20 protein-coding genes (1 of these 20 only partly in view) are annotated in these 21,782 nt (G+C 70.5%); 7 read left to right on the plus strand and 13 right to left on the minus strand.

The window, feature by feature from the left end:
- Nucleotides 1–6 precede the first annotated feature (6 nt).
- From DEIMA_RS02130 to DEIMA_RS02140, 3 genes are all read left to right on the plus strand, one after another.
- Nucleotides 7–1,017: an ABC transporter permease gene (locus tag DEIMA_RS02130; protein ID WP_013555587.1), complete on the plus strand. Its 1,011-nt coding sequence runs from the start codon at nucleotides 7–9 to the stop codon at nucleotides 1,015–1,017.
- Nucleotides 1,018–1,099: 82 nt separating this feature from the next.
- Nucleotides 1,100–1,933: a phytanoyl-CoA dioxygenase family protein gene (locus DEIMA_RS02135; protein ID WP_013555588.1), complete on the plus strand. Its 834-nt coding sequence runs from the start codon at nucleotides 1,100–1,102 to the stop codon at nucleotides 1,931–1,933.
- Nucleotides 1,934–1,938: 5 nt separating this feature from the next.
- Nucleotides 1,939–2,193, plus strand: coding sequence for a hypothetical protein (locus tag DEIMA_RS02140; RefSeq protein ID WP_013555589.1), 255 nt, complete (start codon nucleotides 1,939–1,941; stop codon nucleotides 2,191–2,193).
- A 48-nt stretch (nucleotides 2,194–2,241) separates the two neighbouring features.
- On the opposite strand, the gene DEIMA_RS02145 is transcribed toward DEIMA_RS02140, so the two are convergent.
- From DEIMA_RS02145 to DEIMA_RS16690, 5 genes are all read right to left on the minus strand, one after another.
- Nucleotides 2,242–2,724, minus strand: a complete 483-nt coding sequence (locus DEIMA_RS02145; protein WP_013555590.1) for a hypothetical protein — start codon at nucleotides 2,722–2,724, stop codon at nucleotides 2,242–2,244.
- A 20-nt stretch (nucleotides 2,725–2,744) separates the two neighbouring features.
- Entirely contained in the window at nucleotides 2,745–3,386 is a 642-nt protein-coding gene (locus tag DEIMA_RS02150) for a response regulator (protein ID WP_076736909.1), read from the minus strand.
- 40 nt (nucleotides 3,387–3,426) lie between these two features.
- Nucleotides 3,427–4,629, minus strand: a complete 1,203-nt coding sequence (locus tag DEIMA_RS02155; RefSeq protein WP_148234873.1) for a sensor histidine kinase — start codon at nucleotides 4,627–4,629, stop codon at nucleotides 3,427–3,429.
- 59 nt (nucleotides 4,630–4,688) lie between these two features.
- On the minus strand, nucleotides 4,689–5,843 hold the full coding sequence (locus DEIMA_RS02160) for a hypothetical protein (RefSeq protein ID WP_013555593.1): 1,155 nt from the start codon (nucleotides 5,841–5,843) through the stop codon (nucleotides 4,689–4,691).
- 468 nt (nucleotides 5,844–6,311) lie between these two features.
- On the minus strand, nucleotides 6,312–10,361 hold the full coding sequence (locus DEIMA_RS16690; protein WP_013555594.1) for an ATP-binding protein: 4,050 nt from the start codon (nucleotides 10,359–10,361) through the stop codon (nucleotides 6,312–6,314).
- Nucleotides 10,362–10,463: 102 nt separating this feature from the next.
- Here DEIMA_RS16690 and DEIMA_RS02170 point away from each other — a divergent pair, with 102 nt between their 5' ends.
- Together DEIMA_RS02170 and DEIMA_RS02175 are read left to right on the plus strand one after the other, a co-directional pair.
- Nucleotides 10,464–11,492, plus strand: a complete 1,029-nt coding sequence (locus tag DEIMA_RS02170; RefSeq protein ID WP_013555595.1) for a GAF domain-containing protein — start codon at nucleotides 10,464–10,466, stop codon at nucleotides 11,490–11,492.
- Nucleotides 11,493–11,858: 366 nt separating this feature from the next.
- Nucleotides 11,859–13,310, plus strand: a complete 1,452-nt coding sequence (locus DEIMA_RS02175) for an MDR family MFS transporter (RefSeq protein ID WP_013555596.1) — start codon at nucleotides 11,859–11,861, stop codon at nucleotides 13,308–13,310.
- Nucleotides 13,311–13,369: 59 nt separating this feature from the next.
- On the opposite strand, the gene DEIMA_RS18135 is transcribed toward DEIMA_RS02175, so the two are convergent.
- From DEIMA_RS18135 to DEIMA_RS02185, 3 genes are read right to left on the minus strand one after another with little or no spacing between them, the layout of a single operon-like run.
- The gene (locus DEIMA_RS18135) at nucleotides 13,370–13,540 is read right to left on the minus strand and encodes a hypothetical protein (RefSeq protein WP_013555597.1); all 171 of its coding nucleotides are present in this window, start codon (nucleotides 13,538–13,540) and stop codon (nucleotides 13,370–13,372) included.
- A 43-nt stretch (nucleotides 13,541–13,583) separates the two neighbouring features.
- Nucleotides 13,584–15,092: an AMP-binding protein gene (locus DEIMA_RS18820; protein ID WP_013555598.1), complete on the minus strand. Its 1,509-nt coding sequence runs from the start codon at nucleotides 15,090–15,092 to the stop codon at nucleotides 13,584–13,586.
- Complete coding sequence (locus DEIMA_RS02185; protein ID WP_245528341.1) at nucleotides 15,089–15,904, minus strand: SDR family NAD(P)-dependent oxidoreductase; 816 nt, start codon at nucleotides 15,902–15,904, stop codon at nucleotides 15,089–15,091. Before DEIMA_RS02185 ends, DEIMA_RS18820 begins: the two co-directional genes overlap by 4 nt.
- Before the next feature lie 129 nt (nucleotides 15,905–16,033).
- On the opposite strand from DEIMA_RS02185, the gene DEIMA_RS02190 reads away from it, so the two are divergent.
- On the plus strand, nucleotides 16,034–16,522 hold the full coding sequence (locus DEIMA_RS02190; RefSeq protein ID WP_043816385.1) for a hypothetical protein: 489 nt from the start codon (nucleotides 16,034–16,036) through the stop codon (nucleotides 16,520–16,522).
- A 24-nt stretch (nucleotides 16,523–16,546) separates the two neighbouring features.
- Here the strand turns inward: DEIMA_RS02190 and DEIMA_RS02195 are convergent, their stop codons facing one another.
- Genes DEIMA_RS02195 through DEIMA_RS02205 form a run of 3 tightly spaced genes read right to left on the minus strand, consistent with a single transcriptional unit; the run spans nucleotide 16,547 to nucleotide 18,113 of the window.
- Nucleotides 16,547–16,981: a hypothetical protein gene (locus DEIMA_RS02195; protein ID WP_013555601.1), complete on the minus strand. Its 435-nt coding sequence runs from the start codon at nucleotides 16,979–16,981 to the stop codon at nucleotides 16,547–16,549.
- Nucleotides 16,978–17,544, minus strand: a complete 567-nt coding sequence (locus tag DEIMA_RS02200; protein WP_013555602.1) for a GNAT family N-acetyltransferase — start codon at nucleotides 17,542–17,544, stop codon at nucleotides 16,978–16,980. Before DEIMA_RS02200 ends, DEIMA_RS02195 begins: the two co-directional genes overlap by 4 nt.
- Before the next feature lie 2 nt (nucleotides 17,545–17,546).
- Complete coding sequence (locus tag DEIMA_RS02205) at nucleotides 17,547–18,113, minus strand: helix-turn-helix domain-containing protein (protein ID WP_013555603.1); 567 nt, start codon at nucleotides 18,111–18,113, stop codon at nucleotides 17,547–17,549.
- Between the two features lie 370 nt (nucleotides 18,114–18,483).
- Here DEIMA_RS02205 and DEIMA_RS02210 point away from each other — a divergent pair, with 370 nt between their 5' ends.
- Entirely contained in the window at nucleotides 18,484–19,929 is a 1,446-nt protein-coding gene (locus tag DEIMA_RS02210; protein WP_013555604.1) for a multicopper oxidase domain-containing protein, read from the plus strand.
- A gap of 111 nt (nucleotides 19,930–20,040) precedes the next feature.
- Here DEIMA_RS02210 and DEIMA_RS02215 read toward each other — a convergent pair whose 3' ends face one another.
- Complete coding sequence (locus DEIMA_RS02215) at nucleotides 20,041–20,691, minus strand: LuxR C-terminal-related transcriptional regulator (RefSeq protein ID WP_013555605.1); 651 nt, start codon at nucleotides 20,689–20,691, stop codon at nucleotides 20,041–20,043.
- A protein-coding gene (locus DEIMA_RS02220; protein WP_013555606.1) for a sensor histidine kinase crosses the window boundary here: on the minus strand, nucleotides 20,684–21,782 show its 3' portion. It continues 341 nt past the right edge of the window; 1,099 of the gene's 1,440 nt are visible here — the last part of the coding sequence; the start codon falls outside the window, past its right edge; the stop codon is at nucleotides 20,684–20,686. The genes DEIMA_RS02215 and DEIMA_RS02220 overlap by 8 nt, the downstream gene beginning before the upstream one ends.

Below are 21,782 nucleotides of genomic sequence, written 5' to 3' on the forward strand. Positions count from 1 at the left end.
GGACCCATGACGCCCACCACCCCCACCCGCACGCCCGCGCCGCGCCGCCGCGCGCGCCTCGCCAGCCACCTGCAACGCTACGGCGTGCTCATCGCCCTCGCGCTGCTCGTGCTGTTCGGCGCGCTCCGCTACGACGGCTTCCTGTCCGCGTACAACGTCGGCAGCGTCCTCTCGTACAACGCCATGTTCGGCCTGATCGCGCTCGGCATGACGTTCGTGATCATGACCGGCGGCATCGACCTGTCCGTCGGGAGCGTCGCGGCGCTCGCCAGCGTCGTCGGCGCGATCCTCAGTCCGCACGGCCTGCTGCCCGCCCTGATCGGCGCCGTCGCGGTCGCCGCGCTCCTCGGCCTCATCAACGGCCTGATCATCGCGTACCTGCGCATCCTGCCGTTCATCACGACGCTCGCCATGCTGCTCGCCGCGCGCGGCCTCGCGCTCATGACCGCCGGGAACCAGTCCGTGTCCGCGGACTTCGACCACGGCTTCACGACGCTCGGGCAGGGCAGCGTCCACGGCGTGCCGTACGCGGCGCTGCTGCTCCTCGCGGCGTTCGCGATCGGCGCGGTCGCGCTACGCACCACGCGCTTCGGTCGGCACGTCCTCGCCATCGGCGGGAACGAGGAAGCCAGCCGCCTGATGGGCCTGCCCGTCGAGCGCACGCTTGTGTTGGTGTACACCCTGTCCGGCGCGCTCGCCGGGCTCGCCGGCGTCCTCCTCGCCTCGCAGTTCGGCGCGGGCCAGCCGACCGAAGGGGTCGGCTGGGAACTCACCGCCATCGCCGCCGTCGTCGTCGGCGGCACGCTCCTGACCGGCGGCGTCGGGTCGGTCGGCTCCACCCTCGTCGGCGCACTCCTGCTCGGCGTGATCTTCAACGTCCTGAACTTCGAGAACGGTAAAGGCACCATCAGCCTCAGCGTGCACTGGCAGTCCGTCATCCGCGGCGCGTTCCTGCTCGTCGTCGTGATCCTCCAGCAGCAACTCGCCGGGCGGCGCGCCCGGGCCGCGTCACACTGAGCGTTCACCCCGCACGTTTCTTCTCGGGGGACAATAGGTAGCGTCCCGTCACCGTCCACCCTCACCCTGTCCGGAGGACCGTATGACCCAAGCCATTGATACCCCCACCTACGACGTCGCCGCCATCATGGGCAGCCTGTACGGCGCCGGCATCACCGGCCTGAAAGGCGCGTTCCCGCGGGAATGGGTGCAGCAGCTCGGCGAAGACCTCGCGCGCCTGTACACCGAAGCGCTGCAACGCCCTGGCGGCGCCGTCGGCCGCGGCACCAACCGCCACTACGTCGAAATCCACCCGGAGGACATCCGCGGGTTCGAGACGCTCATCACGCACCCGTGGGTGCAGCAGGTGTGCGCGGCCGTGCTCGGCCCCGACTACCAGATCGTCGAGATCGGCTTCGACGTCCCGAACCCCGGCGCGAAGGACCAGCCGTGGCACCGCGACTTCCCCGCCACCGACACCACCCTCCGCGAACGCCGCCTTGATTCTCTCGCGTTCAACATCACCACTGTGGACGTCGAACCGGACATGGGCCCATTCGAGATCGCGCCCGGCACGCAATGGGACGACCCCAGCAGCTTCGACCACGGCATGTTCCCGCCCGCCACCCTGTACCCCCGCTACGAGGCGCTGCGCGAGCAGAAGATGCCGCGCATGGGCGACATCAGCGTCCGCTCCGCCCTGACCATCCACCGCGGCACCGCCAACACCTCCAATAAGCCCCGCCCGGTGCTCGTGCTCGGCGTGGACGCTCCCGGCGCCGGCCACCACGAGAAGCACGACCTGCAACTCACCCGCCGGTACTACGACACCCTCGCGCCCGACGTGCAGCGCCACTTGCTGTGCCGCCTCGTGGACGAACTCGAACCGATCATGCAGGGCCACACCATCGAGGGCCTCATGATGGGCGACGCCTGAACGCCATGACGAACCCCCAGGCGTTCACCGCTCATTTCGGCGACACCGCCGTGCCCGGCGAGATTCAGGCGCTGGAGGGCCGCGGCGGGTACATGCGCGTGCACCTGCGCGCCGGGAGCGTACCCACCGCGGAGGGCACGCCCTGCGAACTGGAAATGCACGACGGCGCGCGCTTCCGCATGGTCATCACCGAAGACCTCGGCGACGCCGGGCCGGGCGCCCGGAACGTCCGCCTGAAACTCGTGGGCCGCGGCGAGTAACCAGCAATCATGCAGGGCGACCCTGCTCTTGGGGTCGCCCTGCATGATTCAGAACCCGTAGGGAACGTCCGGCAGCAACCGCACCGGCACCCGGCCCGGGTGCAGGACGCCCTGCACTTCCTCCGGTAGGTCCGGCGCCCGCACGATGCACCACTGCTCTCTGGTCAGCGTGCCGCGCGCCTCCAGAAGGTCCGGGGCGCAGGCGCCGCCCGCCAGGGACTCAGGCATCAGCGTCCACGCGAACCGCCCTCGCCAGCAGTCCAGAACGACGTTCGCCTCCGTAGCCTCCAGCGTGCTCAGCAGCGCCACGAACGAACCGAACCACTCAGCCCAGTCGTCCTCCAACGCCTTGAACGTTCCACCGAAAATCACCGACGGCGCCTTGTACCGCGCTGCGGGCTCCAGGTGGAAGATGTCCCGGAACGGATGCATCTCGTCGTACGGAAAGCCGCGCAGGGCGCGTTCGTTCGCGGCGTGCGCCGCCTGATCCAGCGTCTGAACATGACCGAACACCACCGACCGGAAGCCCATACCTACCCCATGGTGCGGCGTTACGGCAGCAGCCGCAACTGTCGCGCGCGGTACACGGCCTCCGTGCGGTTCGCAGCGCCCAGCTTGAAGAACAGGTTGCTGAGGTGCGTCTTGACGGTGCCGTCACTGATGCCGAGCCGCTGCGCGATCTGCTTGTTCGACGCGCCCGCGCTCAACGCCCCCAGAATCGCCTGCTCGCGCGCCGTCAGCGGCGCCTGCAACGTCACCCCCGGCGCCGCGTCGACGGCCTCGGCGTCCGCGACGGCCTGCGCGACGCGCGGGTGAATGACCCGCTCGCCCGCCCGCACACGCCGCATCGCGTCGTGCAACTCGTGAATGTCGACGTTCTTGAACAGGTACCCGCTCGCGCCCGCCTGTAAGCCCGCCACCATGTCTTCCGGCTCGTCGAACGTCGTCATCAGGATCACTGGCGGGCCTCCGCGCGCGTGGAACGCCCGCGTCGCCTGCGCGCCGTCCATCACGGGCATACGCACGTCCATCAGGACCACGTCCGCCGCGAAGTGCCGCGCCACATCCAGCGCCTCCTGCCCGTTCGCCGCCTGCCCGGCCACCACCACGCCCGGCAGGAGCTCCAGCAGCAGACTCAGGCCCTGCCGCACCATCGGCTGATCATCCACGATCAGCACGCGCAGCGCACTCACACCCCACCCCCAGGCGCCCACGACACCGGCAGGTGCACGGTCAGGGAAGTGGCAGCGTCAGGCATACCTCGAACTCCTCCTCGGCCCGCGCGGCACTCAGCTGACCGCCCAGCCCCGCCACGCGGGCGCGCAGGCCCGTTAGGCCTTGACCGCCCACCCCGGAACGCCCGTCCACCCCGAGAGCGTTCCGGACCGTGAGCGTCAGCGCCCCGGACTGCACGTCCAGATGCAGCCGCGCCGTCTGCCCGGGCGCATGCTTCTGAATGTTCGTCAGCGCCTCCTGCACGCACCGGTACACTGCCAGGCGCTTCTCCGGCTGCATGGCCGGCTCCGCGTCCGGCAGGTGCACCCGCACCACGCCCGGCCACTGATCCACCAGGGCGTCCAGCGCCGCGAACAGCGAGAACCCCTGCGGCACCCGCAGGGTCCGCACGACCTCCTGCAGCCCGGTCACGACCTCCTGACCGCGGCGCTGCACCTGCCCGAGCGCTTCCTGCAGCGGCGCGGGCGCGTCCGCCTGCACGGCCAGCAGCGCCGCGCGCTGCGCGTGCAGGTGCAGCGCCGTCATGTGATGCCCGATGGTGTCGTGCAGTTCCCGCGACAGGTGCGCCCGCTCCTCCAGCGCCATCCGCTCCAGCTGCTGCGCCTGCGACACTTCCAGCTTCAGCAGCGCCGCGTTCAGCAACTGCCGCTCCTCGTTGCGGCGCAACGTCAACTCGAACGCCGCGTACGCGAACCCCCCCTGAATGAGCGTGAGCACCACCAGCTGCACCAGCCCCTGCCAGTCCTCCGCCGTATGGAAGGACGCGACCGGCGGAATCAACGCGTACGCCACGAGGCTCAGCACCAGCAGCCCCGCACTCACCCACAGCGTGCGCCGCAACGGCCACCAGTACCGCAGCACCATCGGCACGACCATCAGGACCGCGGCCGGACGGTCGAACCACAACGCCCACGCCGCGTACGCCACCCCGGCGACGCCCAGCACCACGAACTCCCCCGCGCGGCGCCGCCCGGGCCGCATCGCCCACCCGATGATCGCCAGGAACGCCGCCGCGCCCGCCACGCGCCCCGCCACCTGCCCGGCGTGCATAACCGGCAGGTCCTCCTGCGCGTCCAGGGGAATCACCAGCGTTCGCACCAGCGTCGTCAGGACGCCCAGACCCGCGAAGATCAGCACCGCCTGCGCCCGCGCGGACGGGCGCCACGCAGGCCAACGGGGAAGTCCAAGCACAGGCGACACGACCGCCCAGCCTATCACCCTCGCCCACGCCCGCGCGCCGCGAAAAGGCCGCGGCGCGCTCAGGGCGCCACGCGCTGCAGCTGCACCTGGTACCGACCGCGCACGTCCTCCCGCCACGCGACGATCACCGCGCCGTCCGCCGTCACTGCCACCGCCGGGGACCGTGCGTCCCGGCGCTCATCACGGTTCAGGCGACCCACGTCCCGCCACGCCCGGCCATCCCAGCGCGCGGCGCGGACGCGGCCCACGCCGCCCACTTCCTCCACCCAGGCGAGCACCGGCTGCCCCGCACGGTCCAGGGCGAGCGCCGGTGCGGACGCGAACCCCGCGCTGACCGGCCCACCCAGCGCGGTCCACTCGCGCCCCGTCCAGCGGGACGCGAACAGCGTGTCCCGTCCGCCCGCATCCTCCAGCCACGCGACGACCGGACGGCCCGCCAAGTCGAGCGCGAGCCGCGTGCTCGCCACGTACGCGTGCGGATGCCGGTTCAGGCTCGCGCCGAGCGCCACCCACCCACCGGATGTCCAGCGTTTTACGAATACGTCGCTGCTCAGCACCTCACCCTGCAACCACGCCACCGTCGGCTGTCCAGCCGCGTCGAGCGCGAGGGCCGGCGTGCGTGAGAACGCGCGGATGTCGTTGAACGGGGAGGTCCGCACCCAGCTTTTCGCCGCGGCGTCCCACCTGCGCACCGTCAAGCGACTCCCGTACGGCTTGCGCAGGTACTCGCCCCACGCCAGCACGGGTTCGCCGTCGTGCGCGGCGAGCGACCGGGTGCGCGCCGCGTACGGCAGGTCATCGCCGAGGTACCGTTCCCGCCAGTCCGTCCACGCGCCGTTCAGGAAGGCGCGGAACACCACCACGTCGTTGTCGCCGTAATTCTCGTTCCACGCGAGGAACGGCGCGCCCTGCTCATCGAGCGCGAGGTTCAGGTTCGACGCGGGGCGCGGCTGATCGTAGTTCAGGAGGCCCCCGAGTGGCTGCCACGCTCCGCCCTGCAGCGTCCACATGGTGACGTGCCGGGCCGTGAACTCGCCGCGGCCACTGTTGTACTCGCCGGCGTCCGTGAGGAGTGCGAGCAGCAGGTGCCCGTCGGGCGCGGCGGCCAGTTGCAGCTCTCGAACAGGCGTGGCGGTGGGGAGGCCCGGCACGTCCGCCGAGGTGGACGGCATGAGGGCGGCGAGGGCCGCGACCAGCAGGGAAGCTCGATGCATGGTTCCTTTCCGAAAAGGCCACGCGAACGTGGCGCCGAGGGGCGATGGTGCCTGTATTGTGCAGCCGCGCATGCTGGCGCACAACAGGGCGTGCGGGCACTCGGTTTTACCCCTGAGGAGCAGGAGCCAGGGGTTTCCTGGGTGGCCGGTCCGGAGGCCCAGCCTGATGCGGCGCTCAGGGGACGGCGCGGGCCGCGCAAAGACACTGAACCCGAACGATTCAAGGCACCGCACGACCTTGAAGGAGGCATCGCCATGACGGAGTTGGGGATGTCCGCGTTGGCGTGCAGGTCGTCCCTGTGTCACGTGGCCTGCCCCCGGGTGGAACTTCAATGCTGCAGGACTGTGGGGCCATTCATGCGGGGCATGCTTGGAACCGGCCTGATCATGCCCGGGCGGTCTGAGGTGGCGTGCGCTCCGGCGCGCGTCAGGGGCAGGCTGGCTGGGGTGCCGTCCACCAGGAGAACCTCAATGGGCCGTGTCCAGGTCGCCTTGGGGGGTGTCGGGGAGGGTGAAGGAGAAGGTGCTGCCCTGGTCCGGCGTGGAGTGAACCATCACCTGCCCGCCATGGCGTTCCACGATGCTCTTGACGATGGCGAGGCCAATGCCGTTGCCTTCGCGCTCGCCGACGGCGTGGAGCCGCTGGAAGATGCCGAAGATGCGCGCGTGGTACGCCGGTTCGATGCCTACGCCGTTGTCCTGGACGTCGAACTGCCACGCGCCCGGGACGCGGACCGCGCGGACGCGGACGTGCGGGGCGCGGTCCGGGTGATGGAACTTCAGCGCGTTCCCGATCAGGTTTTGGAACACGTGCCGCAGCAGTTCCGGACTGCCGTGCACGGACGGCAGGGCCTGCGCGTCCACGACGCCGCCCGTGCGGTCCCGCAGGTCGCCGAGGTCCGCGATGACGTCGCGGACCACTTCGGCGGTGTCGACGTGCGTGAAGGCGTCGACGGGCTGACGCGTCCGGGAGTACGCGAGGAGGTCCTGGATGAGCCGCTTCAGGCGTTCCGTGGCGGACAGCGTGAAGTTGATGTACTGGTCGGCGCGGTCGTCGAGCTGGCCGGCGTACCGGCGGGCCAGGAGGTTCGTGAAACTCCCGATGGTCCGCAGCGGTTCCTGCAGGTCGTGACTGGCGACGTACGCGAACTGCTCCAGCTCCCGGTTGCTGCGTTCCAGCTGGTGCGTGCGCTCTGCGAGGTCCGCGAGGCTCTGCGCGCGCTCGACGGCCAGTCCGAGGCTGCGCGCGACCGTTTCCAGCACCGCGCGCTCGCCGGGGCCCCACGTGCGGTGCACCCTGAGGGCCACGCCGAAGATGCCGTACACCTCGCCGTGCACCATGACCGGCACGCTCGCCAGCCCGCCGCGCCGTTCCTGGAAGCCGCTCAGCTGGTCCGTGCGCTGGTCGTACTCCGCGACGTAGTACCCTTCGCGGGTCCGCCACGGCACTGTGAGGCTGCTGGTCGTCTCGAACGGAAGGCCGGCTTCCACGTACGCCTGGAGCGCGTCGTCCTGCCGGTCGCCGACCTGACTGCGCAGGCGCCACGTGCGCCCGTCCAGTTCGTAGTACGCGGCGTACCCTTCGGGGAGGAGGGGCAGCACCAGTTCCTGCGCGCGGCGCACGAGGGTGAGCGGGTCGTCGTGCACGCTCAGGTCCCGGGTCAGCAGCGCGAATCCCTCCAGCGTGCGGGTGCGCGCGTCGAGCGCGGCGTTCTGGAGTGCGAGCTGTTCAGTCTGCTCGGCCCGCTCGAACGCGAGGTGCATGCTGCGCGCCACGGCGCTGAACACCGCGCGGTCCTGCTCCGTCCACGCCTGATGCTGCTGGGACGCGACCGTCAGCAGGCCGTACGGGCGTCCGCCTATGAAGTACGGTGCGAGCGCGGCGGCGCCGTACATGTCCGTGGCCGCCGCGCCTTCGCGCTCGGCGTCCCAGCCGTCCACGAAAACGACCCTGTGCTCCTCGAAGGGCCGCGCGAAGCTCGGCAGGGCCGCTGGGAAGCCTTGCCGGGCACTCTGCACGACTTCCGGGGGGACGTCGTCCGTGAGGACTTTCGCCTTCCACAGGTCGCCGTCCAGTTCGTAGTACCCGACGCTGACGTTCCCGAGGGTCAGCCGCAGGACGCCCGCTGCGAGTTCGGCGAGGCGCGCGCCGTCGGTGGTGAGCGTGGACGCTTCCGTGAAGCGCACGAATGCGTCCAGGGCCGTCGTGCGCTCCTGCAGTTCCCGGGTGCGCTCCGCGACGTGGCCTTCCAGTTCCGCCTGCCGGGCCTGCGCCTGCTGCGCCGCCGCGACCCGCAACCGCGCGAGTTCCAGGTGCGTGTGCACGCGCGAACGCAACTCCCGCGCGGAAAACGGCTTGACGAGGTAATCGTCCGCGCCGGCCTCCAGGCCGTCCAGGCGCGCTTCCTCGCCCGCGCGGGCGGACAGCAGGATCACCGGGACGGCGTGCGTGCGCTCGTCGGCGCGCAGGGCGCGCAGCACGCCGAAGCCGTCCAGGTTGGGCATCATCACGTCACTCAGCACCAGGTCCGGCGTGCGGTCGTGCGCCGCCGTCACGGCCTGCTCCCCGTCAGTGACGGCGTGCACCTCGTACGTGTCGTCCAGCAGGCGCGTCACGTACGCGCGCAGGTCCGCGTTGTCATCCGCGAGCAGCACGTACGGGCGTTGCCCTCCGGCGGCGCGCGTCGGGTGGGCGTCCATGCGGGCGTCGTCGGTCGTGCCGACCGGGGTGGTGAGCCACTGCGCCGCTTCCGTGACGTGCAGGGCGGCGGGCCGCGCCGCGCGGTCCGCCGTGGCGTCCACGATCCGGTCGGCGGGCAGGTGCGCCTTGCCTTTCGGGAGGGTGACGGTGAAGGTCGTCCCCACGCCCACCTCGCTGTCCACGCGGATGTCGCCGCCGTGCAGCGTCACCAGTTCCCGCACGAGCGCCAGACCGATGCCTGTCCCTTCGAAACTGCGGCCGCGCGCGCCCTCCACGCGGTGAAAGCGCTCGAACACGCGCGGCAGGTCCGCGGCGGGAATGCCCGTGCCGGAATCCGTCACCTGCAGCGTGAAGTGCCCCTCGTCCTCACGGAGCGTCACGCGAATGCGCCCCTCGAACGTGAACTTGAACGCGTTCGACAGCAGATTCAGCACGACCTTCTCCCACAGGCCATGGTCGACGTACGCGGCCTCGCTCAGGGGCGGGCACGTCACCTCGAACTGCAGGCCGGCGCCCTCCACGAGTGACCGGAACGCACTGGCGAGGTCCGCCGTGAGCGCCGCGAGGTCCGTGGCCTGGAAGGTCGCCTCTGCGCGGCCAGCCTCGATGCGCGTGAAGTCCAGCATGGTGTTCACGAGCTTCAGCAGCCGCAGGGCGTTGCGGTGCGTGACGTCCAGCTCGCGTCGCTGCGCGGGCGTGACGTCCGCGTCGTTCAGCAGTTCCTCCAGCGGGCCGAGCATCAGCGTGAGCGGCGTGCGGAATTCGTGGCTGACGTTCGAGAAAAACGTCGTCTTCGCGCGGTCCAGTTCGGCGAGCGCTTCCGCGCGCGCCCGTTCCTGCGCGTACGCGTTCGCGCTCGCGATGCCCGCGGCGACCTGCCCCACGAACAGCGTGAGGAAGCCCTGGTACGCGTCGTTCAGCGGCTGGTACGGGTTCAGGCCGATCAGCATGATGCCCGTCGGCCGCTCCTGGCCCTGCGCGGCGAGCGGCACGGCGAGGGCCTGCGTGGCCGGGCGGTCCCACGGCCCGCCCTGGAGGGGGCCCACGCCCGCGAGGTCCGGCAGCAGACACGGCGCCTGCGCCGAGAAGGCCTCGGTGATGACGTCGTGTTGCGCGAGTGTCTGGGCGTCCCACCCGTGCGCGCCGCCGAACGACGACGCCAGCGTCAGCGCGCCCTGCGGACCGGTCGCCAGAAACGTCAGCGCGAACGGCACGTCGTGCGCCTCCTCAGCGAGGGATGCCTGCACCGCGCTGAGCACGTCCGCCGTGGTGCGCTGCTGCGCGACGCGCGACGCGAGGTCCCGCAGGACGCGCAGGCGGCGCTCGCCGATCATGCGTTCCGTCTCTTCCGTCACGACGCACAACATGCCGTTGATCCGCCCGGCATCGTCCGCGACCGGGCTGTACGAGAACGTGTGGTACGTCTCCTCCGGGTAGCCGCGGCGTTCCAGGAACAGCTGCAGTCCCTCGTCCCACGTGGCGACGCCCTCCTGCAGAACGTGGTCGATGCGCGGCCCGATGTCCTTCCAGATTTCCGCCCAGACGACGTCCGCGCGCGCGCCGAGCGCCCAGCTTTCTTTCACGCCCAGCGTGGGGAGGTACGCGTCGTTGCAGAAGAAGGTCAGCTCCTCGCCCCACGCCATCCACATGGCGAACCGCGAGGTCAGCAGCGTCCGCACGATGGTCTTGAGGCTCTGCGGCCACTGCTCGGGCGGGCCGAGCGGCGTGCTTGCCCAGTCGAACGCGCGCATCCGCGCGCTCATTTCACTGTGGCCGACGAAGGTGTCATGAGGCGTGGAGGACGGGGGGAGCATCATGGAGTACCGCGAGCATAGCGTGACTGGCTCCGGGGCTTCCTGCACGTTAAGGGTGCGTTTCTGCTTGCGGTGCGCGCGTCCGCGCGCCTGTTATCGTGCGGCATGACTGCCGCGCCACTGCCCGCTGATGAGTACGCGCGTCTGCTGACCCTCGCGCGTTACCAGATTCTCGATACCCTCCCGGAACCCGGTTTCGACCGGATCACGCGCCTGGCGGCCGCCATCCTGCGTGTTCCCGTCGCGCTCATCAATTTCGTCGACGCGGACCGGCAGTGGGGGAAAGCGCTCGTGGGTCTGCAGGACAGCGAGGCTCCGCGTCAGGATTCGTTCTGCGCGTGGGCGATCCTGAACCCGGAACCGCTGATTGTCCGGGACGCCCTTCAGGACGCGCGGTTCGTGGACAACCCGATGGTGCGCGGCGAACCGCACGTCCGGCTGTACGCGGGCGTGCCGCTCATCACGCCTGCCGGGCACCGGGTCGGCACGTTGTGCGTGACGGACACGGCGCCGCGCGACCTGCAGCCGAATGAGGTGCAGGCCCTGCAAGACCTCGCGGCGCTCACGGTCGAGATGCTGGAGTTGCGCCTGCAGGCGCTGACGCATCAGGCCCTGCAGACGCGCGCTCAGCAGCAGGAGGACCTGGAGCGCACCGCGCAGCACGCGGACACGCTGGAGGCCGTCAATGCCCTGATGACCTTCCCGCTTACACCCGAGGAAGCCACGCTCACCAGCGTGGCCCTGATCGGGGAGATGGTGGACGCCGACTGGACGGCCCTGCTGAGCCTGCGCGGGGCTCAGCGGACGGCGCAGGCCGTGCACCACCGCCCGAAGGCCGACGCGGCCTTTCTTGAGGCGGTGGTTAGCCTGACGGAGTGGCCCGTCAACCTGGGGGGCGGCGCCGTGTACGTGGACCGGACCGGCACAGCTCACGCGTCCGCGCTGCCGGTGTCCGTCGGGGACGCCGTGTGGCTGCCCCTGGGGACGTTTGGTGACGTCACGTACGCCCTTGTGGGGGCCCGGAGCCCGTTGAATCCGGTGCAGCAGTGGCGGCCGAGTGACCGGGCGCTGCTGGAGGCGGCGGCCAGCGCGGTGCGGGCCGCGCTGGCGCGGCGCGCTCCTCCGGGGAATTGAGGCCCTGAGCGGTCAGTGGGGTGGTGAACCCTGGCGGCTTGGAGGGTCCGGGGCACAGGAGGGGTGCTGAACGCGCTGCGGGTGAGTACCCCGCAGCGCATGGTGCCCGGACGTTCCTCCGGGCGGGTCGTGGCTGGGTTCGCCAGGGTTCTAGGTGAAATGGACAGGGGCGTTGAGTTCCGCGCGTCATTCTGTTACGACTGAAGCGAACGGGGGGGATCACGCCGCCAACCAAGCGTGAGCCTGCACCCAGCCTCAACCGTTCGCAGAAAGGAACGCCCATGAGCGACGCCGCGCACGCCCGCCCCTGACGGCCCAGCCCGCCAGGTTCCGGCTCAAGGTCACGTTCACTACTGAGGCCCACCCATGACACACCCCCACACCGAAGCCCGCGACCGCACCGTCATCCTGGTTCTGCTGATCGCCACCTTCGTGGTCATCCTGAACGAAACCATCATGAATGTCGCGCTGCCGCGCCTCATGACCGACCTGCGCGTCAACGCCAGCACCGTCCAGTGGCTCTCCACGGCGTTCATGCTCACCATGGCCGTCGTGATCCCCACCACCGGGTTCCTGCTGCAACGCCTCACCAGCCGCGCCGTGTTCCTGACCGCCATGACGCTGTTCAGCGTCGGCACGCTCGTCGCCGGCCTCGCTGGCAACTTCCCCATCCTGCTCGGCGCGCGCATCATTCAGGCGACCGGGACAGCCATCATGCTGCCGCTGCTCATGACCACCATCCTTACGCTCATTCCACCCGAGCGGCGCGGTGCCGTCATGGGGAACATCAGCATCGTCATCTCGGTCGCGCCCGCCATCGGTCCGACCATCTCCGGCGTGATCCTGCAGACGCTGTCGTGGCGCGCAATGTTCCTGTTCGTGCTGCCCATCGCCCTGGGCGTCCTCGCGTACGGCGCGCGCACGCTCGTGAACATCACGGAGCCGCGCCGCCTGAGCCTGGACGTGCTGTCCGTGCCGCTGTCCGCGCTGGGCTTCGGCGGCATCGTGTACGGCCTGAGCCGCCTCGGGGACACGCCCGGCGGCGTCAGCACCCCGACCGTGGCCGTGCCGCTCGTCGTGAGCGTCGTCAGCCTCGCGCTGTTCATCGCGCGGCAGGTGGCGTTGCAGCGCCGCGACGCCCCGCTCCTCGACCTGCGGGCGTTCCGCTACCCGATGTTCACCCTCGGTGTGGCCCTGATGATGATCGCCATGATGGCCCTGTTCGGCGGCGCCATCCTGCTGCCGATCTACCTGCAGAACGTCCGCGGCCTGACGGCGTTGCAGACGGGCCTGCTGCTGCTCCCGGGCGGCCTGCTGATGGGCCTGCTCGCTCCGCCCGTCGGGAAGCTCTTTGACCGGTACGGGCCGGTGTGGCTGGCCACGCCCGGCGCCGCCCTGCTGACCCTGGCCCTGTGGCAGTTCGGGACGATCACGCCGGGGACGTCCATCGCGGCGCTGCTGGCGCTGCACCTCACGTTGAGTGCCGGGCTGGCGCTGCTGTTCACGCCCGTGTTCACCGCGAGCCTCGGACCGCTGCCCATGCACCTGTACTCGCACGGCAGCGCGATTCTCAGCACCCTGCAGCAGGTGGCGGGCGCGGCCGGCACGGCCCTGCTCATCACCATCATGACGGGCCGCAGCGCCGCCCTGGTGCAAAGCGCCGTGACTCCGCAGCTGGCGCTGAACGCGGGCCTGCAGTCGGCCTTCATGGTCGCGGCGGGGATTTCCGTGCTGGCGGTGGTGCTGGCCGTATTCACGCGCCGCCCGGCGGGCCACCCGCACGGCGCGCCGGACGGACACCCCGTCAGCGCGCACTGACGAGCGGTGTGAAGGCGGGCCGACCTGGACTCCAGGTCGGCCCGCCTTCATACGGGGGGTTACGCTGCGAACGGGCTGCGCGGCGGGGTGCCCTTGAGTTCCTGAATTTCCTGAAGCAGGGCCGCCAGGGTGGCTCGGTGCGCGTCCAGGGAGCCGCGGTGTTCAACGAAGTCGTTCAGCGTTTTCACGAACGCGTCGATGACTTCCTGCAGCCGTTCTTCTTTGGTCATGCCAAAGGGTAACCGGGCGGTTCTTTCAAACTTCATACAACCTTTACCTTGCGTTTTCCGGAGGGCGAAGCTGGGCGCGCACGAGCTTCCCGAGAGCAGTGCGTGGCAGCGCAGGCACGAACTGCCAGCATGCAGGCCGCAGCGTTCGGGGCAGCAGCGCGCGCAGGTCGGCCTCGACCACCGTGTCCGGCACCGGCGGGTGGGTGTCCTCATGCACCATCAGCGCGGCGAGCCGCTGCCCGTACTCTTCGCTGGGCACGCCCAGCACCGCGCATGCGCGGACGTACGGCAACTGCGCGATGCGGCCTTCCACCTCCTCCGGATACACGTTCTCGCCGCCACAGATGATCAGGTCGTCCCGCCGCCCGCGCAACGTCAGCCACCCGGACGCACTCAGGTGCCCCACGTCGCCCGTGCGCACCCCACCGACCACGACCTCGCCCACCTCGCCCGGGGCGGCGCGCCCGCCATCCTCGCGGCGTAGGACGACGGGCGCGCCCGGCAACAGCTCACCGACGCTGTCCGGCGCGGCCAGCAGCTGCGTGGGCGTGGCCAGCGCGATCAGGCCTGCCTCGCTCGCGCCATACAGGTTGAACAGCACCGGCCCGAAGCGCCGCAGCGTCCGGGTGGCGAGGTCCACGCTGAGCGGCGCGGACCCGCACACGATGGTCCGCAAGGTCGGCGCGCGGCCCATCGCAGGCCGTTCCAGCAACCGGTGCAACACGGTCGGCGCGACCACCAGCACCTCTATACCCTGCGTGAGCAGGGCGCGTTCGTACAGTTCGGCCGTCCCGCGCCTGAACAGGTGCAGCGGCGCCCCGAACGTGAGGCTCAGCGCGAGCGTCATCAGGCCGTGCCCGTGGAACAACGGCAGCGTCAGCAGCGTCGGCGCGCCTGCTCGAACGTCCAGGCGCGTGAGCAGCGCCGTGAGCGTACGGAGCGCCTCGCCTGGACGCACGCGGCGGTCCACCACCTTGGGCTGGCCCGTGCTGCCCGACGTCAGCACCACCAGCCGCCCGCCGCGCCGAGCGCGCACATGGGCGGGCGCGCTCGGACGTTGGAGCGCCTCCAGGGTCGCGGCGCTGCAGATCGGCAACGTCGGGTCAGCGCCCTGCACGCCCGCCAGAAATTCCTCGTCGGCGACCAGCAGGTCCAGCTGATGCTCGCGCGCCACCCTCGCCACCTGCTCGGGCGCGTGGAAGGTGTTCAGCAGCAGCACCCGCACCCCCAGTCGAAGTCCAGCGAGCAGCGTCGCCACGAACGCCGAGTGGTTGCGGCCCAGCAGCCCCAGCGTCCCGCCGGGCGGCACGCGCGTCGCCAGCGTGTCCGCGATCAGGTCCGCGCGCTCCACCAGCCCCCGGAAGGTCGTCACGCCGGACGCCTCGATCAGCGCGGGCGCGTCCGGGCAGCGGGACGCCGTCCACACCGTCAGGCTGTACAGGGACGCGCCGTACCGCGCGGCCACCCTCCCGCCCAGCACCACCGCCCGCAGAGGGGACGGCCAGAGCAGGCCCGTGCTCAGCACCGCCCGCACCGCCGCGCGCACGCTCACGCGGCACCCCGCCGCGCCCCACGCAGGCGCTCACGTGCCTCCAAGCGCGCCAGAGCCCAGTCCGTCACGCCGGGGAGCAGGAACGCCGCGGCCTCCTGAGCGGACAGCCACCACGGGGCCACCCGTGCCCGTGGGCGCACCACGGCGCCCGCAAGCACCTGCGCGGCCTCCAGCGGCGTCAATGCTGGTGCGTGCCGGTACAGGCCGCCCGCCGCGCTCATGCGCGTCCGCACCAGCGGCATGTACACGCTGCTCACGCGCACGCCGTCGAGCTGCACTTCCGCCGCCACACTCCGCAGCCACAGGTCGAACCCTGCCTTGCTTCCCTGGTACGACGCCCAGCGCGGCGCGGCCGGCGGCTTCACGGACACGGTGGACACGTTGATGATCTGCCCTCCCCCTGCGGCGATCATGTGGGGCAGCAGCCCGAGGAGCAGCGCCGCCGGGCCCGTGAAGTTCACTGCCACGGACCGTTCCAGGTCGCGTCGGTCCAGTGCCCGCACCGCAGGACGACGAATGGAACGGCCCGCGTTGCTGACCACGACGGCGATGCGCGGGTGCCTGCGGACCAGTCGGTCCACGAGGAGCGGGATGTCGTCCGGGCAGCTCAGGTCCAGCGGGTACGCGAACGCCCGCCCGCCGGTCCGCTCGATGTCCGCGACGAGCTCGTGGAGTCGCTCGCCTGTGCGGGCCACCACGAGCACTTCCGCGCCCGCCTGCGCGAACAGCCGAGCTGTCGCCTCCCCAATCCCGAACGACGCTCCGGTGATCAGGACCGTCTGCCCCCCCAAGGCCGCCCGGAGGGCGGTCAAGTTCCGGCATGCGGGCGGGGAGAGGAGCAGACGCGCGAACGGGGACACGACCCTGTCTATCACGCACGCTTCAGGCGTACCTGCAGAGCTGCGGGGTTCCTCATGCGCGCCGCAGGTAGGGTGAGCGCCATGAGTGTGGACCACCGACCGTTCGGGACGCTGCTGGTGCAGCACGGCCCGCTGATCCTGTCCGTTCCCGACGTGCCCTCCACGCCCGCCGCGCAGTACGTGAGCTTCGAGCACGTTGACCTGCTGAACCTCGGCTCGACGCCCGCGCTGCTGCGCCGCTGGGGGTTCGCGTCCCCGTCGCTCGGGCACGTGCCCAGCGCCGCGTTCCTGATTCCGCCGCCGCTCATCGAGGTGCTGCAGCCCGGCGAGTGGACGCGCGTCTCGGTGGGCGCGTGGTTCGGCGCGTGGGCCGCGCAGGTCACGCCCGGCGGCGGCCACCCGGACCTCGTGCAGCGCCTGTGGCAGGACACCGCCATGCTGCTGCTGGACGTCTGGACGGCCGCCGGACCGGTGGAGTTACGGGTGGACGTGGAGGTACAGGTGCCTGAAGGCGCGCTCAGCGAGCGGCCGGAAACCCTGCGCGCCACCTTCGAGCATTACTTCGAGTGACGTGACCGGCCCACGGCGTGGCGGTCACAGCTCCAGGTCGCTCGCGTCCTGAATGACGAACGAATCGCCGGACTGCCGGAGGAGCGTCATGGCGCGAGTGAACACCGTCGCCCGCTCCACGTCCGTGAGCGGCGGGCCACTCACGGGCCGGACGGCATTGCGGAATACCGCGAGGCCGCCCCCTTCCTCGGTGTCCACATTGACGGCGTACGCCACGTCGCCGTCGCGGTACGTGAGGGCGTCACGGCCTGTGCGCTGAATACTGCGCGTTCCGTCGTCGGCCGCGACCCACCACGGGCCGAGCCGCTGCGCGCTCCCTACCGGGCGTGGAGGGGACGGGGTGTCGGCGGCGCGCTTCTGCTGTTCGATCAGCGCGAGCAGGCGGGCATGCGCAGCCTGCAGTTCCGGATGCTCGCCGCGCAGCGGGGACGGCGGGGCTTTCGGGTCGCGGGCGCTCATGCTTCAGGGTACTCCGCGTGGCCTGAGCCGGCCATGACTGCGCCTTCAGGCGAGCCTATGCGCTTGTAGTACAGCCGCGTTCCGGTCAGCCCACCGTGCGGTTTGAGGGCGTAATCCGGGATTTCTCCGGCGAACACGAACCCGAGCCGCTCGTACAGGCTGGACGCGCCCCCGTCCGAGGCCGTGTCGAGCACGAGCAGCGTTCGGGCGTGCTGCACCGCGAGCGCCTCGGCGGCCTGCAGCAGGGCGGTGGCGGCGCCGCGGCGGCGGGCGCCGGGGTGCGTCATCATCTTCGCGATTTCCGCGCGGTGCGGCTGGTTCGGGGGGCAGTCGAGGATGAGCGTGACCGTGCCCAGCAGGGCCTCGCCTTCCCAGGCGCCCAGGATGATGCGCTCGCCGCGCGCGGCGCCGCTGAGCGCGCGGTCCCAGAAGGCCGTGGCGGCGTCGGGCGTGAGGGGATGCATGAAGCCGACGGAGCCGCCTTCGGCGACGGTGACGATGAGCAGGTCGCGCAGGCGCGCGAGCGTTTCGGGCGTGGCGTGCAGTGGGCGAATATCCGGCATGGTTACCCCCGGGCGAGCAGCACGACGTACGTGCAGGGCGTGTCGGTGTCGTTGGCGAGCGTGACGTCGGACGGCGCGCCGAAGCCGAGGCAGTCGCCGGCATGCAGGAGGTGCATCTGGCCGTCCTCGTGCACGGTGAGGGCGCCGTTCTGCACCCAGATGACCTGACGGATGTGGGTGTACGACGCGGCCGGCAGGGTGACGCGCTGCCGTGCGGGGAGGTCGATGCGGGCGAGTTCGAGGGGGTGGTCGGGGCGGGCGAAGACCTGCGTGCGGACGTACCCGGTGTCCGGGTCGCGCCAGGTGGGCTGGTCGCTGGCGCGGGACAGCCGGGCGCCTTCCGTTTCGGCGCGCAGGAGGAGGCCGGCGAGGGTGAGGTCGAAGGCGGTGGCGAGACGGACGAGGGTGACGGCGGTGGGGCTCATGTCGCCGCGCTCGACCTTGCTGATGGTGGCCTTGGCGACGCCGGCGCGTTCCGCGAGGTCCGCCTGGGACCATTGCCGCGCTTCCCGCTCGACGCGGATGCGCCGGGCGATCAGCGCGCTCGTGTCGTCTCCTATAGTGGTCATACGTTCATTATAGGAATCAATGCGCGGTGGGTGTCAACCGGCGCTGAAACCGCCAGCGCCTTCCCACGAACTCCACCAGAACGCCTCCGCCTCCTGGATCAGACCCTCACCCACACCGAACAGCAGCACCTTGGCGCTCAGGCCTACCGGACCAGCGGTCCGGGCTCAGCCTGATGCACACGGTGCTTATGGGCCTCTGCACGCTCCCCATCCGCCAGCGCTCCCCCGTAATGCTCCCGTAACACCCCCACCGGACACTCAGCTCACCAGGAAGCTCCGGTGCCGCGCACCGCCGCAGGGTGAGCTTCCCCGAGCGCCTCACACGCACTCGGCAGGCCCCCACCCCCTCCCCACCAAGAAGGTTCAACCCATGCGCCCCAGCCACCGCCGCACCATCGCCGTCCTCAGCGCCCTCACCCTCGCCACCGCCGCCGCCACCACCGCCGTCGTCCTGCACCTCCCCCAGGAGGACAACGACCGCGCCGCGCGCATCACCGCATTCCTGCAGGCGCCCAACACCACCGCCACCACCCGCGAAACCACCGGACAGCAACGCGAATTCACGCTCGAAGTCCACAAGATCACCACGGAAATCGCGCCCGGCGTGAACGTCGAACAGTGGGCGTACAGCTTCCCCGGTCAGAAGCCCACCGTCCCCGGACCGGAAATCCGCGTTCAGCAGGGCGACCACGTCACCATCCACTTCAAGAACACGCACGACCAGCCGCACACCGTGCACCTCCACGGCGTCGCCCGCCTCGCGCAGCAGATGGACGGCCTCACGGACGTCATGCCCGGCGAGGAAGCCCTCTACGAGTTCGTAGCGACCGACCCGGGCACCTTCGCGTACCACTGCCACTACCAGACGTACCTGCACGCCGACATGGGCATGTACGGCGCGATCGTCGTCGAACCCCGGGACCCCAGCACGAAAGTCTGGCAGAGCGAACACACCCTGATCCTCGACGAATGGGACAGCCGCCAGAACCCCAAAGCGCCCGTGCATCACAGCGAGCCGAACTACTTCCTCGTGAACGGCCGGTCCTTCCCGCTCATTCCCGACATCACCATCCCCGAAGGGCAGACGAGCCTGCTGCGCATGGTGAACATGGGCGAGGAACTGCACAGCTGGCACCTACACGGCAACAGTTTCCTGGTGCTCGCGAAGGACGGCTACCCCCTCCCGCAGCCGGAACGGCTGGACACGCTCGCCATCGCTCCGGGCGAACGCATCGACATCCTCGTGAAAGGCCGCGACGGCAGCTTCCCCTTCCACGACCACATCGTCCGCGACGTGACGAACAACGGCATCTACCCGGGCGGCATGCACCTGATGCTCAAGGGCGGCCCCGCCCTCGACCCGTACGGGCGCCTCAGCACCGGCCCTTCCATGCACGCGCACACGGCCCAGCCCACCGCAGAGGCGCACGACCATGACCACGAACACGCCGGCGCGCCCGGCATCGTCCCTCACGGGGACCCCGCCCATAACGACGTGTACGACCACCTGCCGGCGAACTCGCCCATCAAGGTCGTGAACATCCGCAACTTCGCGTTTGACCAGCCGGAGCTGCACGTGAAGGTCGGCACGAAAGTGGCGTGGGTGAACCGCGACGCGGTCGGGCACAGCGTCACCGCCGGACAGCCCGGGGGGGCGCCGGGCGCGCGGGCCTTCGACTCGTCCAACGAGGCCAAGGGCCTGCCGAGCATGCTCGAGCAGGGCGAAGCCTGGACGTACACCTTCACGAAAAAAGGCACGTTCGCGTACTACTGCCTGCCGCACACCAACATGACCGCCAAGGTCATCGTCGAGTAGACCAGCAGCCCTCGACAGAGGACCACCTCCGAAGTGCGCGTGCCCTCCCGTGAGGAGTGGCGCGCGCACCATCTCCTCGTCGCGGCCTGGTCCGGCTGGAGGGGCCGTCCGCTACTTCTGACGTTGCATTTCGCGTTGTGCGAGCAGCGCGGCCTCCACGCGGTTGCGCACCTGAAGTTTCTGCAGCACGTTCGTCATGTAGTGCTTGACCGTCTTCTCGGTGAGTTCCAGCTCCCGCGCGATTTCCTTGTTGCTGCGACCAGCCGCGACGCCCTCCAGAATCTGCCGTTCGCGCGCGGTCAGGGTGGTCATCAGTCCGCCGGGCGGCTCGCGTTCCGGGCGGGCGAGTTCGTACAAGAGGCCGCTGGCGAGCATGGGCGTGATGCTGACTTCGCCCTGGCTGACAGCGCGGATCACGCCTCGCAGTTCACGCCCGGTGACGCCCTTGATGATGTACCCGCGCGCGCCGGCTTTCAGCGCGGCGAGGACGTCCGCCTCGTCTTCACTGAAGGTCAGCATGACCACGCGCGTGGCGGGGTACGAGGCCGCCACTTCCCGCAGGGCTTCCAGTCCGCCGCCGGGCAGGTGCAGGTCGAGGAGCATGACTTCCGGCAGGTGGTGCGCGGCCGCCTGGACGGCGTCGGGGGCGCTGCCGCCCTCGGCGATGACGTCAATGTCGTGATCGGCTTGGAGGGCGGCGATGACGCCTTCGCGGAACAGGGGGTGGTCGTCGATGACGGCGACGCGGATCGGGTCAGGCATCAGGGTCCTCCGGGGCGAGGGGCAGGCGCGCGCGAATGAGGGTGCCGCTGCCGCCGCGGCACGTCACCTCGAAGGTGCCGCCGAGGCTTTCGGCGCGTTCGCGCATGCCGGCAAGGCCGAGGTGCTGCGGGGTGGACGCCCCCGTCCAGTTCAGGCCGTTCCCGCCGTCGGACACCTCGAGAACCACGCAGTCGTCGTCGTTGCGGACGTGCACGTGCTGTTCGCGTCCGCCGGCGTGTTTGTACGCGTTCGTCAGGCTTTCCTGCACGATGCGGAACGCCGCCATCTTGACGCTGACGGGCACGCTGGTGAGCGTGGGGGGCGCGTCGACGTTCAGGTCCACGGGCGTTTCGGTGCGGCGCACGTGGTCGCGGACGGCGCGGGCGACGACGTCCTGCACGCTCAGGTGGTCGAGGTCGGGGAGGCGCAGGTCCCGCGCGAGGGTCCGCATTTCCGTCAGGGCGGAGGCGAGCGCCCGTTCGATGGCGGTGACGTCGCGTTCCAGAGCGGGGCGTTGATCGGCGGGGACGGCGTGCAGGAGCGTGTCGAGTCGCAGGAGCGCGTGGCTGAGTTCCTGCGCGGGGCCGTCGTGCAGGTCGCTGGCGACGCGGCGCAGGAACCGTTCATTCATGGCGACCGTCCGCGACGCGGCCCGCTGCACGCGTTCGTGCAGTTCGTGGTTCTGGTGCAGCAACGTTTCGAGGTGCTGCACGTGCGCGTCGAGTTCGGCGCGTTGCCCTTCGATGGTGAGGCTGCCGCGCCGCACGAGGCCAGACAGGATCAGGTACGTGACGATGATGACGAGCGTCACGACCACCCAGCTGCGCGCCTGCGCCCAGCGGACCTCCCGGTCGAGCTGCTGGACGTTCTGGTAGAACTCCGCGACGGCGAGCACGCGGTCGGACCCTTCGAGGCGGATGGGGGTGTACGTTTCGATGAGGCGCGGGTACTGCGCGCGCATGTCCTCGTTCTCCTCGTCGTCGGGCACGGTGATGTGCGAGACGACTTCGCCGCGCCATGCGCGCGCCTGCTCGTCCTTGACGGGGAACACCTGCCCGGCGTGCTCGCCGTACACGACGCGTCCGCCTGGA

This window comes from Deinococcus maricopensis DSM 21211, assembly GCF_000186385.1.
In the GTDB taxonomy this organism is placed as follows: domain Bacteria; phylum Deinococcota; class Deinococci; order Deinococcales; family Deinococcaceae; genus Deinococcus_B; species Deinococcus_B maricopensis.